This is a genomic window from Rhodobacteraceae bacterium LMO-JJ12, assembly GCA_021555075.1.
Taxonomy (GTDB): Bacteria; Pseudomonadota; Alphaproteobacteria; order Rhodobacterales; family Rhodobacteraceae; genus JAKGBX01.
The window spans coordinates 1,417,415-1,436,161 of sequence record JAKGBX010000001.1; the positions used below are offsets into that span (position 1 = coordinate 1,417,415).

Here is an 18,747-nt window from a genome sequence, read left to right on the forward strand (position 1 = left end):
TTCAGTTGTCTTTTCTCTCTGACCCCACCGTCAGGCTCAACAGCCCGCCGGGCTGTCGGGCAACGTGCCCCTGCAATTCCAGATCCAGCAGTGCCGGGGCCATGCAATTTGCCGACGTTTTGAGATCGCGGATCAACTGGTCTTCGGCCACCGGGGAGGGGCCGAGCCGATCAAGGATCTGCTGGTGCAACTGTGCAGTTTCGCGCAGTGACCGGCGCTCGGGTGGCGGAGCAGCCATGTCGGACATCGACAGGGGCATTTCGGCCTGAGCCTTGTCAGTGGCCATCGGGGCGATCGGCGCCAGCGCCTCGATCACATCATCAGCATTACGCACAAGGCGCGCACCGTCCCTGATCAGCATGTTGCAGCCCGAAGCCCGCGCGTCAAAGGGATGGCCCGGCACAGCCAGAACCTCGCGCCCCTGGTCGAGCGCGTTGCGCGCGGTAATGAGAGAGCCAGATTTTGCCGCCGCTTCGATAACCACAACCGCCGCCGCCATCCCGGAGATCAGCCGATTGCGTCGTGGAAAATGCCGCGCAGTCGGTTGCATGCCCATGGGTTGTTCCGAGAGCCGCAGCCCGGTCACGTCGATCTCGCCAGCCAATCCGGCGTTTTCCGCCGGGTAGATCACGTCGATTCCCCCCGCCATCACCGCAATGGTGCCGTCTTGCACGCAGGCCTTGTGCGCCGCAGTGTCGATTCCGCGTGCCAGCCCCGAAACGATGATAAAGCCGCGCTCGGCCAATTCGCGCGCCAGGGATTTGGCCATGCGCATGCCAAGCGATGAGGCATTGCGCGCGCCCACAATGGCAATCATCGGGCGCTGCAGCACCGCGTCTTGCCCCTTGAGCCACAAGAGCGGCGGCGCATCTTCGAGATCGCTCAGCTGAGCGGGGTATCCCGCTTCGCCAATCGCCACCAAACGCGCGCCGACCCGATGGCCCGCGCGCATCTCGCACAGGGCGGTGCTTTCCGGGCAGGTGGCGTAATCCTTGATCCCGGCGCTTTGGGCCATCCGGGGCAATGCCTCCAGAGCCTCGCGGGCCGAGCCGTGTTCGCCCATCATTCTGTAGAACGTGGAAATCCCAACCCGCCTGGAACGCAGCAAACGGAGCCACGAAAGCTTTTCATCTTCCGTGGTGGGTGGGAGTGGGGGGTGAGTGGAAGAGTGAAACTCTTGCGCCATCGTGACTCCGCTTGCTTGCAGAACCATCTCTAGCGCACGGATGGTTAACGGCCGGTAAACCACTGTAGAATTTTTTGCCCAGCCGTCATTTTCCTCGCAAGACCGCCCCCGGGTTCATGATTCCCACCGGGTCGAGCGCGGATTTGATCGCGCGCATCGCCGCCAGCCGCGCGGGATCGCCATAACGCTCAAGATCGCGTGTTTTCAAGCGCCCGACACCGTGCTCGGCGGAAAATGATCCGCCCAGAGCAACGACCATGTCATGCACCATTTCCTGAACTTTTGACGCCATCCCGGGATAATCGCCTCGTTGCCGCCCCCGAACCGGAAACACGTTATAGTGCAGGTTTCCATCGCCCAGATGTCCGAAACAATTGATGCGAAACTCCCCCAATTTGGCCAGCGCCACGCCGGCCCGGTCGATGAACGGCGCAATTTCGCTGAGTGGCAGCGCTATGTCATGGCTCGAAATCGCGCCCACCAAGCGGTTGGCTTCGGGGATTTGCTCGCGCAATTGCCAAAGCGTGTCGCGCTGGGCGCCCGATTGGGCCACCATCCCGTCGCGCACCAACCCCGCCTCCAAACCAGCTTCAAAGAGCTGCTCGAGCGCGGTCTGTGGGTCCGACGCGCCCCCCGAGAGGCCCAGTTCGATCAACACCATCCATCCGGGGGTCGAATCAAAGGGGCGGCGCAGGTCTGGCAAGGTCTCGGCCAAAAACTCCAGCCCCTGCCCGGAAATCAACTCAAAGGCGCTGACAGCTTCGCCGACCTGAGCGCGGGCCAAGGACAAGAGCCGCAGTGCGGCTGCCGGGCTTTCTACATCAAGCAATGCGGTTCCCGACGCAGCAGGAACAGGTGCCAGCTTCAATGCGGCTTGGGTGATGACGCCCAAGGTGCCCTCTGCACCGATCAGAAGATTGCGCAGGTCATAGCCGGTGTTGTCTTTGCGCAGCCGGGTCAGCCCGTGATAGATCGCGCCATCTGGCAAGACGGCCTCGATCCCCAGACAGAGATCGCGCGCATTGCCATAACGCAGCACATTCACACCGCCCGCGTTGGTCGATAGAATACCGCCGATCCTCGCCGATCCCTTGGCAGCGATGGACAGTGGAAACAACCGGTCATGCGCCTCGGCGGCGGTGTGGACATCCTCCAAGATCGCCCCCGCCTCGGCGATCAGCACGTTCTCATGCGGATAAATCTCGCGCACCCGATTCATCCGTTCCAGCGACAGGATCATCGGCATTGGCCCATCGGGCATGACCTGCCCGCCAACCAGCCCGGTTCCCCCGCCATATGGCACGACCCCGACGCGCGCCTCGCCAGCCGCCCTTATGGCGCGCGCAACTTCCCGGGTGTCGGCAGGCGCCACCACGAAAGCGGCCTGACCGTGCCAGCGGCCGCGCGGCTCTTCGAGATAGCGCGGCGCCACATCACGCAGGGCCGCCTCGGGCAGCACGTCGCGAAGGCGGGCGCGAAAACTCTCGTCAGCGGGGTTCAGGTTCATGCCGTTTCATACCAAGTCGCGCCGGGGTTTCGAACAGAAATCCGACCTGTTCCTTCATCTTGCTGAAAAATATCCAAAATCCTGTCGTCAACCCCGACGCAGCGTCCGCAGGCCGGGCGCAGCGGACACCTCAGCCCACGTCGGTGCGCCCGCGCCGATCACCGCGCAGCGCGGCATAGAGCACATGGCTGCGCCAGCGCCCGGATATCTGAAGATAGCTCTGTGCCACGCCTTCGTATTTGAACCCGGTCTTTTCCAGCAACCCCCGCGAGGCGGTGTTTTCCGGCAGGCAGGCGGCTTCGATGCGGCTGAGATCCATGCGTTGAAAGGCATGGTGGACCACGGCCTCGATGGCTTCGCGCATATACCCTTGCCGGGAAAACGGTTCGCCCACCCAATAGCCCAGAGTGCCCGCCTGCGCGGGGCCGCGGCGGATGTTGTCGAGCGTGATCGCCCCGATCAAGGTTTCGTCCTCGCGCCGCACCAGAAATAGGGGCAAGGCCGTTTCACCGTTGATCGAGCGCTGCGCCCAGTAGACCCGATTGGTGAAGGCGCGACGTGTCAGGTGATCGCTGGCCCAGGCCGGCTCCCAGGGTTGCAGGAAATCGGCGCTGTCATGGCGCAGACCTGTCCAGGGATGAAAATCCGCGTGCTGGGGCGCGCGCAGGGTCAGGCGCTCGGTTTCGAGCCGGATCTTTCTGCGATTACGCAGCAGCATCACGCTGCACGCCTTTTATTGATGGCCTCCAGCGAGGGCGCGCCAGCCACAGGACCATAGAGCGCCAGGGCGGAGCCTGCCTCTACGGCCATATGCCCGGCGAAGTCGCGCAGGTCAGACAGTTTTACCGCATCGATCCGCTCGACAATCTCGTCGACGCCGGGCACCCGGTTCCAGAGTTGGATCATGCGCGCCAGCCTCTCGGCCCGGTTTGACGGGCTCTCCAGCCCCATGAGCAGGCCGGCCTTCATCTGCGCGCGCGCGCGTGCCAACTCGGCTTCGCTCATGTCGTCCGAGGATCGGTGCATTTCGTCGATGGTGATCTGTGCCAGATCGGCGATCTGTTCGCCGGATGTGCCAGCGTAGATGGTCATCAAGCCGGTATCGCAATAGGCGCCGGACTGGGCGAAGATGGTATAGCAGAGGCCGCGCCGCTCGCGGATTTCCTGAAACAGGCGCGAGGACATGCCGCCGCCGAGCGCATTGGCATAGATCTGGGCGGTATAGATCGACGGATCGCTCACCCCCGGTGCCTCGAATGCCAACGCGAAATGCGCCTGTTCAAGCTGCTTTTCGTGGCGTGTTTCGCCGCCTGCAAAGCGCGCGGGGTCGGTCTTGGCGGTGGTGCCGGGTTGCAGGTCGCCAAACATCGCCTCGGCCTGCTTGACGATCTCACCATGATCGACATCGCCCGCCGCAGCCAGGATCATCTGTTTGGCGCAGTAATGCTCGCTGACGAAGCGGCGCAAATCGTCCTGGCCAAAGGCTTTCACCCGTTCAGGCGGGCCGAGGATGGTGCGGCCGAACGGCTGATCGGGATAGGCGCATTCCTGTAGCCAGTCAAAGATCACATCGTCGGGCGTATCCAGCGCCTGGCCGATCTCTGACAAGATGACATGGCGTTCGATCTCGATCTCGCCGGGGTCGAGCGCCGAGTTGCGCAGGATGTCGCCAATGACGTCGATGGCAAGCCCGACATCCGCGCCCAGAACCCGCGCGTAGTAGGCGGTTGCCTCGCGGCTGGTATAGGCGTTGATATAGCCGCCGACATCTTCGATGGCTTCGGCAATCTCAACGGCGGTGCGCCGCTTGGTGCCTTTGAAGGCCATATGTTCGAGAAAATGCGCGATGCCGTTTTGTTCGGGGCGTTCATGGCGCGCGCCAGCGGTGATCCAGATGCCGACGCTGGCCGATTGCAGGCCCGGCATGTGTTCGGTGACGATGCGAAACCCGTTGGCGAGGGTGGTTATTTCAACGCTCAAAGGCGGCGCTCCTCGATCAGGGCTTCGATAGTGGCAAGGTCGTTTTCAACCCGCGTGACCCGCTCGGGGCGTTCGAACAGGTCGGCCATGCGTGGTGGTAGGGGCGGGCGCGTGCCTGTTGCGGCTTCGACCGCGTCGGGGAACTTTGCGGGATGTGCCGTGGCAAGCGTGATCATCGCGGTTGCAGGGTCACGCATTTCATTTGCCACTTTCACACCGACGGCGGAATGCGGGCATAGAACCTCGCCCGTGGTTCTTGCCATATCTGTGATCGTGGTGCTGGTCTCTTCTTCAGAGCAACGCCCGCTGTCATAGCTCTCGCGCAGCGCTTCCAGCGCGCCCTGACTGACCGAGAAACCACCCGCTTTCAATTCGTCCATCAGTTGCGCCACGGCTTTGCCATCGCGCCCGTAGGCCTCAAACAGGGCGCGTTCGAAATTCGAGCTGACCTGAATATCCATCGAGGGGCTGATCGAGGGCGTGACGCCATCGGGTTTGTAATCGCTTGTCGAAAGGCATCGATGCAGGATGTCGTTTTGGTTGGTTGCGATCACCAGACGGTCGATGGGCAGGCCCATGCGTTTGGCGAGGTAACCTGCAAAGATATCGCCGAAATTTCCGGTCGGCACTGTGAAGCTCACCTTGCGATCCGGTGCGCCGAGGCTGACGGCGGAATAGAAATAATAGACCACCTGGGCCAGAACGCGCGCGAAGTTGATCGAGTTTACCCCGGCGAGGCCGACGGCATCGCGGAATTCGAAATGGTTGAACATGTCTTTGACGCGGGCCTGACAATCGTCGAAGTCGCCGGTCATGGCGAGGGCGTGCACGTTGCTCTCGGGTGGCGTGGTCATCTGGCGGCGTTGCACTTCGCTGACCCTGCCATGCGGGAACAGGATGAAGACATCGACATTATCGAGGCCCTTGAAGGCTTCAATCGCCGCGCTTCCGGTGTCGCCGCTGGTGGCGCCGACGATGGTGACGCGTTTGCCGTTGCGCTCAAGGGCTGCCTGAAACAGTTGACCGATGAGTTGCATGGCGAAATCCTTGAACGCCAGCGTCGGGCCGTGAAACAGCTCCAAGAGGAAATGGTTCGGGGCGAGCTGCACGAGCGGGGCGCGTGCGGCATGGCCGAAACCGTCGTAGGCGCGTGCGATTATGGCGCGGAATTCTTTGTCGGTGAATGTGTCGCCAAGATAGGGGCGCATGATGCGAAAAGCGATATCTTCATAGCTTTGCCCGGCCAATGCCGCGATGTCGGCGTGGCTGAGTGTCGGGATGGTTTCAGGCAGATAAAGCCCGCCATCGCGTGCAAGACCGGTCAGCATGGCCTCTTCAAAGCTGAGCACCGGTGCGGTGCCGCGTGTCGAGATGTATTTCATCACATTATGCCTTTGTCAGTGCCGTCATTTTTGCCGCGGCGGCGGCGCAGAAAGTAGAGGCTCATTAGCACCCAGGTCAGGGCGAGACCATACCAGGTGAGAACGTATTCAAGGTGGCGGTTGGGAATGCTTGCCGTGTCGACGGGCAGGGGGGATATGTGCGGATCGGAGGGTGTGGTTTCGCGCGCGATGATCATCACCTCTTCGGTATCGAGCGTGCGTGCGAGCGCAGGCACGTCGCGGGCATACCAGATGTTGGCGGCGAGATCGGTTTCGGGGGTATAGCCATCAATCTCATCGGGCCAATAAAGATTGCCGGTCACGCTGAGTGGGCCGGTGGGGCGGCTGGTGGATTTGTCGGTGGTGCGGATAAAGCCGCGGTCAATCAGAAGGCGGCGACCGTCTGTTTCAAACGCCTGAATGATACGAAAGCCCGCCCCGAAATCGCGGGTTGAGACCAGCATATGAATCTCCGGGCCTACAAGGCTGCCATCGGCCTTGACCGCTAGAAAGCGATCTTGTTCAGGGTCGGGGGTGTCTGGAACAGCCACGGGCGGGGCGCTGATCTGGGTGTCGATTTCGGCCAGATAGGCGGTTTTTTCGCCCAGTCGGCGAAGCTGCCAATTGCCCAACGCAATGAAGATTGCCAACACGAGGGCGGCGAAAATCAGAAAGGGCAGGTTGCGGCGCAAGGGTGACCTCAAGCAAAGGGTGCGGCGCTTGGTTTAGGCGGGAAACGGGTCGGGTTGCAAGGGCGCGCGGCGGTTGTGCTCAGAAGAGGTTTTGCAGGGCAATCGCCAGCAGCACGATGAGCGCGCCGACGGTGGCCACTGTGCCAGTGCGCCGCGCCCTTCGGGTTAGCATCTCGGCGCGGGCAGGCTCTAGGGCTGGGGCGTCCCAATCGGCGGGGCGCGCGAAGGCGACGCCGAGCAAGCCGCCGCTGCCTTCGGACATACCCAGATCCTGCATCGTGATCCCACGATCGACAAGCGCTTGCGCGGTATCGGCGACATGGTGGTGTGCCATGCTGGTGTTCTGGGCGCGATCTTCGCCGAGGATGATGGCGCTGCCATCCTTGAGGCGCAGGGCATAGCTGCGGTTCATGTTGGCCATGCCAAGGCTGCGATAGCTTTCCAGCCGGGTTTCAATCACCGCGATCTCTGACAGAGGCAGCAGGCGATCAATTGACGTGAGTGGCCGCGTGAGCGAGCGGGCGGCGGGCAGGTTGAGTCGCAGGTTTTCGCCCGCAAGTGTGACGCGCCAGCCCCCAAGGCCGCGCGTGTTGCGCAGCACTTGGCGCAGAAGCACGACAAAGAAGGCAGCCAGCAAGACAAAGAAGGCCCCGGCCAGCGGATAGCCGGTCATGAAAAGACCAATGCCGAGACCGAGAACCAGAAGAGTGAGGAAGACGAGGAGGACCAGCGTGAGCAGGCTAAGCCACCAAAGGCCGCGCGGTGCAGTAAAGACCGTTTGGCCGTCGCGTGCCACATGTGCCAAATCAATTCCTCCACCAATGGATGACGGGCAGCATAACAGGGTTGTTTCAAAGGACATAGCGGGGCTAGCGAAGTGTATGTGGCATGAAAGCAAAACGCCCCGGCGTGAACCGGGGCGTTTCAAATAATTCAAATGGGTTTGCGCTTAGCTGCCCCAAATATAGATCGCAGCAAAGAGGAACAGCCAGACCACATCGACGAAGTGCCAATACCAAGCCGCCGCTTCAAAGCCGACATGGCTTTCTTGGGTGAAATGCCCCGCTTGCAGACGCATCAGGCAAACAAACAGGAAGATGGTGCCGATGAGAACATGGAAACCATGGAACCCAGTGGCCATGAAGAATGACGCGCCATAGATGTTGCCAGCAAAGCCGAACTGCGCGTGGCTGTATTCATAAGCCTGAAACACGGTGAAAAGAATGCCCAGAGCAACGGCGAGGATCAGACCCCATTTCATGTCTTCGCGGTTGTTTTCATGGGCAATCGCATGGTGTGCCCATGTCGCGGCCATGCCCGAGCAAAGCAGGATCAGCGTGTTGATCAGCGGCAAATGCCAAGGGTCGAAAGTTTCGATCCCTGCGGGCGGCCAGACGCCATCGACCATCGGGCTTTCGGGGCCCATCGGATACATCGCGTGTTTGAAGAAGGTCCAGAACCAGGCGGCGAAGAACATTACTTCCGAGATGATGAACAGCACCACGCCATAGCGTAGACCGATCTGAACCACTGGCGTATGATCGCCGACTTTTGATTCTGCCACTACTTCGGACCACCAGCCAAACATGACGTAGAAGGTGAAGAGGAAGCCTATGATCATGACCCAAGGGGTCACACTATGGAAATAGAGCACCGCCCCGAAGAGCAGAATAAACCCGGCCAGCGCCCCCATCAGGGGCCAGATGGAAGGGCTCAGAATGTGATAATCGTGATTTTTTTCGTGCGCCATATTATCCCTCGTTGGAGGCTTCTTTGGTTGTGTTGATGGTGGTGTCGACACGCGCGGCCGTTTCGGCTTCGGGTATGTCGATTTCGTAGAAAGTATAGCTTAGCGTGATGGTGTGAACGTATTTTGCATCGCGATCATCGACCATTTCGGGATCGACATAGAAACTGACGGGCATTTCCACACGCTCGCCGGGCTGCAAGACCTGTTCGGTAAAGCAGAAGCATTCGATCTTGTTGAAGAAATAACCCGCTTCATAGGGCGTCACATTATAGCTCGCCTGACCGGCAATTGCCCGTTTGGTCGGGTTGTAAGCCTCATAAAAAGCCAAGCCGGTTTCGCCGATCCTGAGTTCCATCTCTTTTTGCAGCGGCTTGAATTCCCAGCCAAATCCGCGTGCTTGCGAGGCATCAAAGCGCACTTTGACAGTGCGATCCAGTATCTGATCGCTGCCCGCGATTGCGGTACCGGGCGTGCCGCCAAAGCCGGTGACCCGGCAGAACCAGTCATAAAACGGCACCGAAGCCCAAGCCAGCGCCCCCATGACGATCACAACGCTGATCGTCTGGGCCAATGTCTTATGCTTGCCTTGAAGCGCCATCAGTTGCCGCCTTCTTGCGTTTGCGTGGCTGCTGCGGGTTCGGGTGCAACCTGAAAGTCGCCGCGTTTGGTCTTGGCCAGTGTCAGCGCGAAGATCAACACCACGAAGGCCACCAGCACCAGCCCGAGGCCGACATTACGCCCAAGTCGGCGGTGGTGCAGTTCGTGTTCGACTTTCAATGCCATGTTACCAGCCCCCCATGCCATAGGCCCGCAGCACGGCTTGTGCCAGAATTGCAAGGAAATGGCCGAAGAGATAGACGAGCGACAGGCGGAAGACCTTTTTTTCGACGCGGTAGTCATCGGCTTCTGCCACCGTTTCATCGCGGCGCCAGATCGCCCAGGCACCCCGCAGGAAGAGCGCGTTCAGCACTACGGCAACCGCGAGATAAAGAGGCCCACCAATCGAGGTGGCGGCAATGCCAAGCGCGATTGGCGTGAGCAAAATGGTATAGACCAGAATGTGGTTGCGTGTGACGCGCCGACCGTGGGTCACGGTCAGCATGGGCACGCGGGCCTTGTGATAGTCGGACTTCATGAACAGGGCCAGCGCCCAGAAATGCGGCGGTGTCCACATGAAGATCAGAGTGAACATCAGAATGGATTCGGTGGAGATGCCACCCGTGGCCACGGCCCAGCCGATCATCGGGGGAAAGGCACCTGCGGCCCCGCCGATCACGATGTTTTGCGGGGTCGAGCGTTTCAGCCACATGGAATAAACCACGGCATAAAAGAAGATGGTGAAGGCCAGAATCGCGGCGGCCACCCAATTGCTGGCCAGCCACAGCATCACCACCGAGAAGCCTGACAGGAAGACCCCAAAGCCCAGGGCTTCGCCCTCGCTCACCCGGCCTGCGGGGATCGGGCGGTTTTGGGTGCGCTTCATGATCCGGTCGATATCGGCGTCCCACCACATGTTGAGCGCGCCCGACGCGCCGCCGCCCAATGCGATGAACAAGATTGCCGTAAAACCGATCACCGGATGCACGCCCTGCGGCGCAGCCAAGAGACCGACCAACGCGGTGAACACAACCAGAGACATCACGCGCGGCTTCAGGAGCGCGAAGAAATCGCCAAAGCCGGCGTCACCCGTCGTGGTTTGTGTCTGAATGTTGGTATCGGTCATTTCGGGGCCTTTCGACAAAGTCGCCCCCAACCGACGGGGGCGACTGTTCTTGCCGGATCAGTTTAGTTCAGGGAAGCAACATCGACGTATTCGTCGGCTGCGGTCACTTCTGCCAGCCATTTGTCATAGGTTTCCTGGCTCACTACTTTTACAGTGATTGGCATATAGGCGTGGTCCTTGCCGCAAAGTTCAGAGCATTGACCAAAGTAAATGCCTTCACGCTCGGCCTTGAACCAGAGTTGGGCCAGCCGCCCGGGAACCGCATCCTGCTTCACGCCAAAGGCGGGAATGGTCCACGAGTGGATCACGTCATCGGCGGTGACGGTCATCACGACGACCTTGTCTACAGGCACGACCACGGCCGTGGTCGTGGCGAGCAGGAATTCATCTTCGTTATAGCCCGCATCAACCAGTTTGGCGCGCATGGCGTCGGTCAAAACAAAAGGTGTCACATCGGCATCAGCCGGGCGTTCGTCTTCATCCAGACTTGCGAAGTTGCCAATCATGTGGCTGTCGAAGGCAAAATTGTCTTCGGTATCGGTGTATTCATAGCTCCAATACCATTGGTGTCCGATAACCTTGATGTTGACTTCGCCAACCGGAATTTCCTGTTGTTTGAACAGCACCGGCAACGAAAACGCACCGATGAACACCAAGATCACAATCGGCCCGATGGTCCAGATAACCTCGATCGGTGTGTTGTGTGTGAAGCTGGATGGGTTCGGATTGGAACGGCGGTTGTAACGCACGATGATGTAAGCCACCAAAACGAACACCAGCAGGCAGATCGCAAAGATGATATAGTTGATCATGGTGTCAAGGAAATGGATGTCGCGGGCCAGCTCGGTCGCGGCGGGCTGAAAATTCAGCGCGCCGTTAACCGGCTTGCCGACGGATTCCAAAGTCGCCTGTGCCATCGCCGGAGCGGCGGAAATGGTGGCTATCACTGTGGAGAGCTTGGAGAAAAGTCGCATATGTCACCCCGGTCGGTTTGAGTGGTCTTCATTTTTTGTTTGTCCGAACTTTCCGCAGTTGGCGAAAAACCCGTTGTTTTACCGCAAGTAAAAACCATATTCACTGTGAGTGATATAAGAATTCCGCTTGCGGCGAACTGACGTCTTTTTTGACATAGATCAAATTGCCGGGGCATGGAAGAGAGGATGAAAGCCAAATGAGTGAACTTTCTTTTCGCCCCTTCGAGCAGGCGCTCGATTTCGGCAAGGCCCTTGATTTGTTGCGCCGCGCCACCGATGGCGCCGATGATGGTGAGATTTTCCTGGAACGTCGCCGGGGTGAGGCGCTGGTTTTTGATGACGGGCGGGTGAAAACCGCCAGCTATGATGCATCCGAGGGATTCGGCCTGCGCGCTGTGAAAGGCGATGTGGCGGGATATGCCCATTCTACCGAAATTTCCGAGGCCGCGCTGACCCGTGCGGTCGATACTGCGCGTCTGGCGGTCGGGGCGGGGGGGGGCACCATGGCCGATGGCCCGGTTGAAACCAATCGCCGAATGTATGGGGATCTTGATCCGATTTCCGATGCTGAATTCCCCGTGAAGATCGAAACATTGCGCGAGATTGATGCTTTCCTGCGGGATCTCGATCCGCGGGTTGTGCAGGTTTCGGCGGTGATTGCAGCCTCATGTCAGGAGATCGAAATCCTGCGCCCAGATGGGCAGCACCTGCGCGATGTTCGCCCGATGACGCGGCTCAACGTGTCGGTGATCGTTGATCAGGATGGGCGACGTGAAAGCGGCTCGGCGGGGGGCGGTGGGCGGCTTGGTCTTGCCGGGCTGATTGATCCTGCCGACTGGCAGGCCAAGGCGCGCGAGGCGTTGCGCGTGGCGTTGGTCAATCTCGAAGCGGTGCCTGCGCCTGCGGGGCAAATGGATGTGGTGTTGGGGCCGGGATGGCCCGGCATTTTGCTGCACGAGGCCATTGGTCACGGGCTGGAAGGGGATTTCAACCGCAAGGGCAGCTCGGCCTTTGCCGGATTGATGGGCCAGCGGATTGCCGCGCCGGGCGTAACCGTTCTGGATGATGGCACGATCCCGGATAGGCGCGGTTCGCTTTCGTTTGATGATGAAGGCACGCCGAGTTCCAAGACCACGCTGATTGAGGACGGTGTTCTGGTCGGCTTTATGCAGGACCGTCAGAATGCCCGGCTGATGGGGGTCGCACCCACCGGCAACGGGCGGCGCGAAAGCTATGCCCATGCGCCAATGCCGCGCATGACCAATACCTATATGCTGGGCGGCGAGGCCGATCCCGGAGATCTGGTGGCCGGTATGAAGGATGGGATCTGGGCTGTGGGCTTTGGGGGCGGGCAGGTCGATATCACCAACGGCAAGTTCGTGTTCTCCTGCACCGAGGCGTACAGGGTGCAGAACGGCAAGGTTGGTGCGCCGGTCAACGGTGCCACCTTGATCGGGGATGGGGCCACCGCGCTCAAGAATATCCGGGGCCTCGGCAATGACATGGCGCTTGATCCCGGTATGGGCAATTGCGGCAAGGCCGGGCAATGGGTGCCGGTGGGTGTGGGCCAGCCGACCACGCTAATTGGTGGGCTGACCGTGGGCGGCTCTGCCGCCGGAGCCTGACGGGGCGCGGATTTTAGCGGCGCTTAAAGGCCCTCGAAATCACAGAGGGCCTTAACGTCCATCCCTAGACCTTCGAGTTTGGCCCGCCCGCCAAGTTCGGGCAGGTCGATGATGAAGGAACAGCCGACAATCTCGCCGCCCAGCCGTTCGATCAGCTTGATCCCGGCTTGCGCCGTGCCACCGGTGGCCAGAAGGTCATCAACCACCAGGATTTTCTCGCCCGGTTGGATCGCGTCATCATGAATTTCAACCACGGCCTCGCCATATTCGAGGGTGTATTCTTCGGAAATCACCGGCCCGGGCAGTTTGCCTTTCTTGCGGATTGGCACGAACCCGACGGTCAGTTGATGGGCAATCGCCCCGCCCAAAATAAACCCGCGCGCTTCGAGTCCCACGACCTTGTCGATTTCAACTCCGGCATAGGGATGCAGCATCTGGTCAATCGCCATGCGAAAGCCGCGCGGATCGGCAAACAGCGTGGTGACATCGCGAAACAAGATCCCTTCATGGGGAAAGTCGACGATGGTGCGGATATAGTCTTTGACGGTTTTCATATGTATCCTCAAGAGGTTGCGCGGCGCAAAGTGGCTGTCATAACGCCCATCGCGATCAGTGCCACTCCGCCAGTGCGTGTAAGCCATGTGATGACGTTGGGTCGTCGAATAGTGGCACGTAGACGATCCGCCAGCAGGGCATAGGCGAGCGAATTGATCGCGGCAAGCCCTACAAATGTTGAGATCAGAATGGCGAATTGCGGCAAGAGCGCCTGATCAGGGCGGATGAATTGCGGCACGAAAGCGATGAAGAATGCAATGGATTTCGGGTTGAGCGCGGTCACGGCGGCGGCGTGCCAGAAGACCGAGCGGGCGTGGATCGAGCCCGGTGCGTCAGGCAGACTCAGGCCTTGGTTTGGGGCCGTGCGCAGGAGTTTGAGGCCCATCCAGACCAGATAGGCGGCACCGATCCATTTCAACGCGGTGAACAGCATGGCCGAAGTCAACACCAGCGCGCCGAGCCCGGCCAGCGACGCGCTCATCGCGACAAGATCGCCGAGCGCCACACCGGTCGCCGAGGCAACGGCAACGCGCCGCCCCTGGCTGAGCGCATAGGATAGCACCAAGAGCACTGTCGGGCCGGGGATGAGCAACAGCGCCGTGGAGGCGGCGACGAAGGTGAACCAGAGTTCGAGGGCCATGGGGCGGGACCTTTCTTATGTGGCGTGCGAGGCGATTGCGAGAAACGGCGGCGTATTGAGAATGGCGAAAAATGCAAGAAAGTGTGCAATGTCAACGCTATGCAGCCTCACCCCAGCACACGGCCCATGATGGCAGAGAGCTTTTGCACAAGCGCGGGATCGCGCGCTTGGGGGGCGGTGAGGATGGCATATTCAAGGGCGCGGTCGCAGCCATGCGGACAGGGTGCGCGCTGATCGCCCAAGAGGGCTGGAAGGCGACCCACCAGGCTTCGGCCCTTGTCGGCATTGCCCGTTAAAGTGGCAATGATTTCAGACACATCCACCTCGCCATGATCGGGATGCCAACTGTCGTAATCGGTCACCATCGCGACGGAGGCATAGCAAAGCTCGGCTTCGCGGGCGAGTTTGGCTTCGGGCATGTTGGTCATGCCGATCACATCCGCGCCCCAGTGTTCGCGATACATTTTGGATTCCGCCAGAGTGGAAAACTGCGGGCCTTCCATGGCGAGATAGGTGCCGCCCTGATGCATGGTGATCCCGGCGTCGCGCCCGGCCGCAAGGCAAGCGGCAGAGAGACGCGCACAGGTCGGATGCGCCACGCTGACATGGGCCACGCAGCCTTCGCCGAAGAAGCTTTTCTCGCGGGCGAATGTGCGGTCAATGAATTGATCTACAACGACAAAATCGCCCGGCGCCATTTCTTCGCGAAAGCTGCCGCAGGCCGAGACCGAGATCACATCCGTCACCCCGATCCGCTTGAGCGCGTCGATATTGGCGCGGTAGGGCACCGAGGAAGGGGAATGCACATGGCCGCGCCCGTGACGCGGCAGAAATGCCATTTTCACGCCATTCAACCTGCCCGTCAGGATCTGATCGGACGGTGCCCCCCAGGGGGTTTCAACAGCGGTCCATTCGGCGCCATCCAGCCCGTCGATGTCATAAATCCCCGAGCCGCCGATCACGGCAATCATGGTGTCGGTCATGTTATCCTCAACGCTGCTGTTCAGGGCGCATTTGTGACCGCCGTCGCGGCGAAAGGCAAGTCGGCGTGCGCCGTGTTAATGCCGCATTTTTGGGCAGATTCGAGGGGGTGACATTCGGCTGCCGCCCGGCTGCGCCGCGGCTGTCGGGGACGTTATGCGCTGCAAGGGGCGCGAATCGTTAACCTTTATTGCGCCATGCGCAAGAAAACCTGAATCAACGCGGCCCGCAGTGTCGGGCAGGATCGGGAAAAAGGCTGGCCAAGACCGCGCAGTGCCGTTAGAGGGCGCACTCCCATACATTATGACTCGGAAACAGGATTCCTGATGCGCTCGAACTTTTTCACCCAGATGGCCAGCCGTCTGGATATGCCTGATTTGCGCCGCCTGCCGCCCGAACCGATGAGCCTGTCGCGCATCCGGATCGAGGTTCTGGCGGGGCTTACTGTTGCGCTGGCGCTGGTGCCGGAAGCGGTGGCTTTTGCTTTTGTCGCCGGGGTGCATCCGTTGGTCGGGCTCTATGCGGCCTTCATGGTCGGATTGATCACCGCGCTGTTTGGCGGGCGGCCGGGGATGATTTCGGGCGCGACCGGGGCCTTGGCCGTGGTGATGGTGGCTCTGGTGGCGGATCATGGGGTGGAATACCTCTTTGCCACGGTCGTGTTGATGGGGATACTCCAGCTTGTCGCCGGAATCATGCAGTGGGGGCGGTTTATCCGACTGGTGCCGTATCCGGTGATGCTGGGCTTCGTGAATGGCCTCGCCATCGTGATTTTCCTGGCTCAGATGGGGCAATTCAAGGTGCCGGGCAGCGCCGAGTTGACAGGTCACGGGATGAGCGGCGGCACATGGTTGAGCGGAATGCCTCTGGCGGTGATGCTGGGGCTGGTGGCGTTAACGATGGCTGTGGTCTGGGTGATGCCTCGGGTAACGCGCGCGGTCCCCGCACCGCTGGCAGGCATTGCCGTGGTGGCAGCTGTGGTCATCCTCACCGGGCTCGATGTGCCGCGGGTGGGGGATCTGGCCTCGATCAAGGGCGGGTTGCCGACGTTCCACATTCCAATGGTGCCGATGACGCTTGAGACGTTTTGGATCATCTTGCCTTACGCCGTGATCCTGGCGGCGATCGGGCTGATCGAGAGCCTGTTGACGCTGAACCTTGTGGGCGAGATCACCGGTAAGCGCGGCGGGGCGAGCCGTGAATGCATCGCGCAGGGCAGCGCCAACGTGGTGACCGGATTCTTCGGTGGCATGGGCGGCTGTGCGATGATCGGTCAGTCGATGATCAACGTGAAATCAGGCGGGCGGACGCGGCTGTCGGGCGTGGCGGCGGCCTTGTTCTTGTTGCTGTTCATTCTGGTCGCAAGCCCGATGATTGAACAGATCCCGCTGGCCGCGTTGGTTGGGGTGATGTTCATGGTGGTGATCGGCACCTTCGCCTGGCATTCGATCAAAACACTGTCGCGCGTGCCGCTGAATGATGCTTTTGTCACCTTGTTGGTGACGGTTGTGACGGTGGCCTATGACCTTGCCATTGCGGTGGTCGTCGGGGTGATCGTTTCGGCTCTGTCCTATGCCTGGAACAACGCGCGGCGCATCCATGCGACTGTGGTGACAGAGCAAGATGGCGCCAAGGTCTACCGCGTGCAGGGGCCGCTGTTCTTCGGGTCGGCGGAAGGGTTTGCGGAGCTTTTTGATATCAAGGGTGACCCTGACAACGTGGTGGTTGATTTTGCCGATAGTCGCGTGGTGGACCAATCTGCGCTTCAGGCAATCGAAGCGGTGGCGAGCAAATACGAAACCGCTGGTAAACAGCTGCAACTGCGCCACCTCAGCCGCGATTGCCACAGGCTGTTGTCACGTGCCGGACACCTTGTGATCGACAGCGATGATGACCCGGATTACGCATTGGCCGTCAACTATTCAGTGCGCACCGGGATTCTTGGTGGGCACTGATCCTGCTTGCGAAAGCCCTTAAACGCGGAAGCGTGGCGAGAAAACGCATAACCTCTATGCGCGTGATGTCTGATAGTTCAGGAGCCTCCGGCGGGGATATTTTTGGCAAGATGAACCCAAGGGCGGGTCCAATCTTCATCTTGCCGAAAATATCCCGGGGGTTTGGGGGCTGGCCCCCAATTAAACAGCCCTGTGCGCGAAAGCGCTCAATTGGGTCAGCCGCGCGTCTTGAATCCGGGGGACTCTTGCTTTTCCGGGTGCTGGGCGAGGTGGCGGGCTTTCAACTCGGGCGTCATGGCGCGTGATCCGTCGTGGCTCCATCCCGGAGGGGCGATGGCATAGGCCAGCCGTTGGCGAAGGGTGAGGCCCGGCAGCGTCATGTCGTGAAAGATGGCGAGCCATTCATGGAAGGCCACGCGCAAGGGGTTGAAGGTGCCGAGGTTGTGCACAAGACCGTAGTCGACCTTCTCATCCTCCTGTTCGGGCACGAAGGTGCCAAAAAGCTTGTCCCAGACGATGAAGACGCCGGCATAATTGGCATCGAGATAGCGCGCATTGCGGCCATGATGCACGCGGTGGTGGCTGGGGGTGTTCATCACCGCCTCAAACAGCCGCGGCATTCGTCCGATTGCTTCCGTATGGATCCAGAATTGATAGATCAGGTTTAGCCCGCCGACAAACAGCACCATTGCCGGGTGAAACCCGAGCAGAATCAGCGGCGCGCGCGCCACCATCATCAGGGTAAACGTGCCGGTCCATGTCTGGCGCAGGGCCGTGGTCAGGTTGTAATGCTGGGATGAGTGGTGGTTGACGTGGCTGGCCCAGACCCAGCGGATACGGTGGCCAAAGCGATGCACCCAGTAATAGCGCAGATCGTCGAGCACGAAACAGAGCACCACCACCCAGAGCCCCGTGCCAAGGTCGAGCGGCGTGATCTGCCACAAGGCCATGAAGGCCGTCCAAGCGACAAAACCCAGAAGTATGCCGCTCGCGACATTGCCCGCGCCCATGGCTAGAGAGGTCAGTGCGTCGCGCGTCTCGTAGCGCCCGCCGCGTCGTTTGAGCACGATCCAGGCAAGTTCTACCAATATGGCCAGGATGAAGAACGGCACCGCAAAGTTGACGACGTCGGGATAGTTCATGCGGGAGGCTCCGTCGTGGGGGCAGGGCGGGTTGCAGGCTGGAGGGCGGGTTGAAGGGAAGGTTGAGGGGAGGGTTGTAGGTGGGTAAGCCACAGGTTGGTCTCGTCGGGGTCAAGACGCAAGCGGAGATTGGGGGCGGTGAAATCGGGCAGGCGCAACGCGATCCCGTCGGGTTTTCGCATTGCCCGCGCACCGGTAAGGAAGCGCGCGGTGCTGTCCGCGCCCATGGACCAGACCACGCCGGGGCCATCCAGCGTATCAATCAGGGCGGCGCGTTGATTCTGGCACAAGATTACCTGTAAGGCGGGCGTGTCGGGGAATTCCCGGTTCCATGCCGCACGCGCGCTATCTGGATCAGCAAAATGCAGGGCGCGTGACAGGCCAAGCAGATGCAGAAGAGCTGCGATTCCTGCGATGCCGATCACCACCATGGGCAAGAGAATGTTCAGTGGCATGAGGCCCCTCCGGTTGGCGGCGATTAAAACGATGTCGAGGCGGGCTTGTCAAAGCCTATGAGGTTGAAAGATGTGCGCCTTTGCAACGCGCGCGGAGTGTGCGGGGTGTGCGGGATGTCGGGCAGCCAAATGGCTCAGGCTTTTGCCGTTGGAGGGCCGAATTGGGCGGGTATGGACAAAGCCGACAGCCAGACCCCACG

At 60.5% G+C, this 18,747-nt stretch carries 19 protein-coding genes; 2 read left to right on the forward strand and 17 right to left on the reverse strand.

Annotation, left to right across the window (positions count from 1 at the left end; translation table 11 throughout):
- Window position 1: 1 nt before the first annotated feature.
- From dprA to coxB, 12 genes are all read right to left on the reverse strand, one after another.
- A complete protein-coding gene (gene dprA, locus LZG00_06810; protein MCF3593706.1) occupies window positions 2–1,186 on the reverse strand; it encodes a DNA-processing protein DprA in 1,185 nt (394 codons plus the stop codon).
- An 85-nt stretch (window positions 1,187–1,271) separates the two neighbouring features.
- Window positions 1,272–2,693 carry an FAD-binding oxidoreductase gene (locus tag LZG00_06815; GenBank protein ID MCF3593707.1) on the reverse strand — a complete coding sequence of 474 codons (1,422 nt, stop codon included), beginning with the start codon at window positions 2,691–2,693 and terminating at the stop codon, window positions 1,272–1,274.
- Window positions 2,694–2,823: 130 nt separating this feature from the next.
- On the reverse strand, window positions 2,824–3,411 hold the full coding sequence (locus LZG00_06820; GenBank protein MCF3593708.1) for a GNAT family N-acetyltransferase: 588 nt from the start codon (window positions 3,409–3,411) through the stop codon (window positions 2,824–2,826).
- Window positions 3,411–4,673, reverse strand: coding sequence for an insulinase family protein (locus tag LZG00_06825; GenBank protein ID MCF3593709.1), 1,263 nt, complete (start codon window positions 4,671–4,673; stop codon window positions 3,411–3,413). Before LZG00_06825 ends, LZG00_06820 begins: the two co-directional genes overlap by 1 nt.
- Window positions 4,670–6,055 carry a threonine synthase gene (thrC, locus tag LZG00_06830; protein ID MCF3593710.1) on the reverse strand — a complete coding sequence of 462 codons (1,386 nt, stop codon included), beginning with the start codon at window positions 6,053–6,055 and terminating at the stop codon, window positions 4,670–4,672. Before thrC ends, LZG00_06825 begins: the two co-directional genes overlap by 4 nt.
- Window positions 6,055–6,747, reverse strand: coding sequence for an SURF1 family protein (locus tag LZG00_06835; GenBank protein MCF3593711.1), 693 nt, complete (start codon window positions 6,745–6,747; stop codon window positions 6,055–6,057). Before LZG00_06835 ends, thrC begins: the two co-directional genes overlap by 1 nt.
- 79 nt (window positions 6,748–6,826) lie before the next feature.
- Window positions 6,827–7,552 (reverse strand): hypothetical protein, encoded by a 726-nt coding sequence (locus LZG00_06840; GenBank protein ID MCF3593712.1) that lies wholly within the window; start codon window positions 7,550–7,552, stop codon window positions 6,827–6,829.
- Window positions 7,553–7,696: 144 nt separating this feature from the next.
- Window positions 7,697–8,497 carry a cytochrome c oxidase subunit 3 gene (locus tag LZG00_06845; GenBank protein ID MCF3593713.1) on the reverse strand — a complete coding sequence of 267 codons (801 nt, stop codon included), beginning with the start codon at window positions 8,495–8,497 and terminating at the stop codon, window positions 7,697–7,699.
- A gap of 1 nt (window position 8,498) precedes the next feature.
- Window positions 8,499–9,095: a cytochrome c oxidase assembly protein gene (locus tag LZG00_06850; GenBank protein ID MCF3593714.1), complete on the reverse strand. Its 597-nt coding sequence runs from the start codon at window positions 9,093–9,095 to the stop codon at window positions 8,499–8,501.
- The gene (locus LZG00_06855; GenBank protein ID MCF3593715.1) at window positions 9,095–9,280 is read right to left on the reverse strand and encodes a hypothetical protein; all 186 of its coding nucleotides are present in this window, start codon (window positions 9,278–9,280) and stop codon (window positions 9,095–9,097) included. The genes LZG00_06850 and LZG00_06855 overlap by 1 nt, the downstream gene beginning before the upstream one ends.
- A 1-nt stretch (window position 9,281) precedes the next feature.
- A complete protein-coding gene (cyoE, locus tag LZG00_06860) occupies window positions 9,282–10,220 on the reverse strand; it encodes a heme o synthase (GenBank protein MCF3593716.1) in 939 nt (312 codons plus the stop codon).
- A 62-nt stretch (window positions 10,221–10,282) separates the two neighbouring features.
- Window positions 10,283–11,194 carry a cytochrome c oxidase subunit II gene (coxB, locus tag LZG00_06865; protein MCF3593717.1) on the reverse strand — a complete coding sequence of 304 codons (912 nt, stop codon included), beginning with the start codon at window positions 11,192–11,194 and terminating at the stop codon, window positions 10,283–10,285.
- Between the two features lie 197 nt (window positions 11,195–11,391).
- On the opposite strand from coxB, the gene LZG00_06870 reads away from it, so the two are divergent.
- A complete protein-coding gene (locus LZG00_06870; protein MCF3593718.1) occupies window positions 11,392–12,819 on the forward strand; it encodes a metallopeptidase TldD-related protein in 1,428 nt (475 codons plus the stop codon).
- Between the two features lie 23 nt (window positions 12,820–12,842).
- On the opposite strand, the gene LZG00_06875 is transcribed toward LZG00_06870, so the two are convergent.
- The 3 genes from LZG00_06875 to LZG00_06885 form a co-directional block, all read right to left on the reverse strand.
- Entirely contained in the window at window positions 12,843–13,373 is a 531-nt protein-coding gene (locus tag LZG00_06875; protein ID MCF3593719.1) for an adenine phosphoribosyltransferase, read from the reverse strand.
- 8 nt (window positions 13,374–13,381) lie between these two features.
- Window positions 13,382–14,014 carry a LysE family translocator gene (locus LZG00_06880; protein ID MCF3593720.1) on the reverse strand — a complete coding sequence of 211 codons (633 nt, stop codon included), beginning with the start codon at window positions 14,012–14,014 and terminating at the stop codon, window positions 13,382–13,384.
- A gap of 107 nt (window positions 14,015–14,121) precedes the next feature.
- The gene (locus LZG00_06885; protein ID MCF3593721.1) at window positions 14,122–14,997 is read right to left on the reverse strand and encodes an S-methyl-5'-thioadenosine phosphorylase; all 876 of its coding nucleotides are present in this window, start codon (window positions 14,995–14,997) and stop codon (window positions 14,122–14,124) included.
- Window positions 14,998–15,321: 324 nt separating this feature from the next.
- Between LZG00_06885 and LZG00_06890 the strand changes: the two genes are divergently transcribed.
- Window positions 15,322–16,950 carry a SulP family inorganic anion transporter gene (locus LZG00_06890; GenBank protein MCF3593722.1) on the forward strand — a complete coding sequence of 543 codons (1,629 nt, stop codon included), beginning with the start codon at window positions 15,322–15,324 and terminating at the stop codon, window positions 16,948–16,950.
- Window positions 16,951–17,165: 215 nt separating this feature from the next.
- Here the strand turns inward: LZG00_06890 and LZG00_06895 are convergent, their stop codons facing one another.
- The gene (locus tag LZG00_06895; GenBank protein MCF3593723.1) at window positions 17,166–18,092 is read right to left on the reverse strand and encodes a sterol desaturase family protein; all 927 of its coding nucleotides are present in this window, start codon (window positions 18,090–18,092) and stop codon (window positions 17,166–17,168) included.
- Complete coding sequence (locus LZG00_06900; GenBank protein ID MCF3593724.1) at window positions 18,089–18,547, reverse strand: hypothetical protein; 459 nt, start codon at window positions 18,545–18,547, stop codon at window positions 18,089–18,091. Before LZG00_06900 ends, LZG00_06895 begins: the two co-directional genes overlap by 4 nt.
- Between the last annotated feature and the right edge of the window lie 200 nt (window positions 18,548–18,747).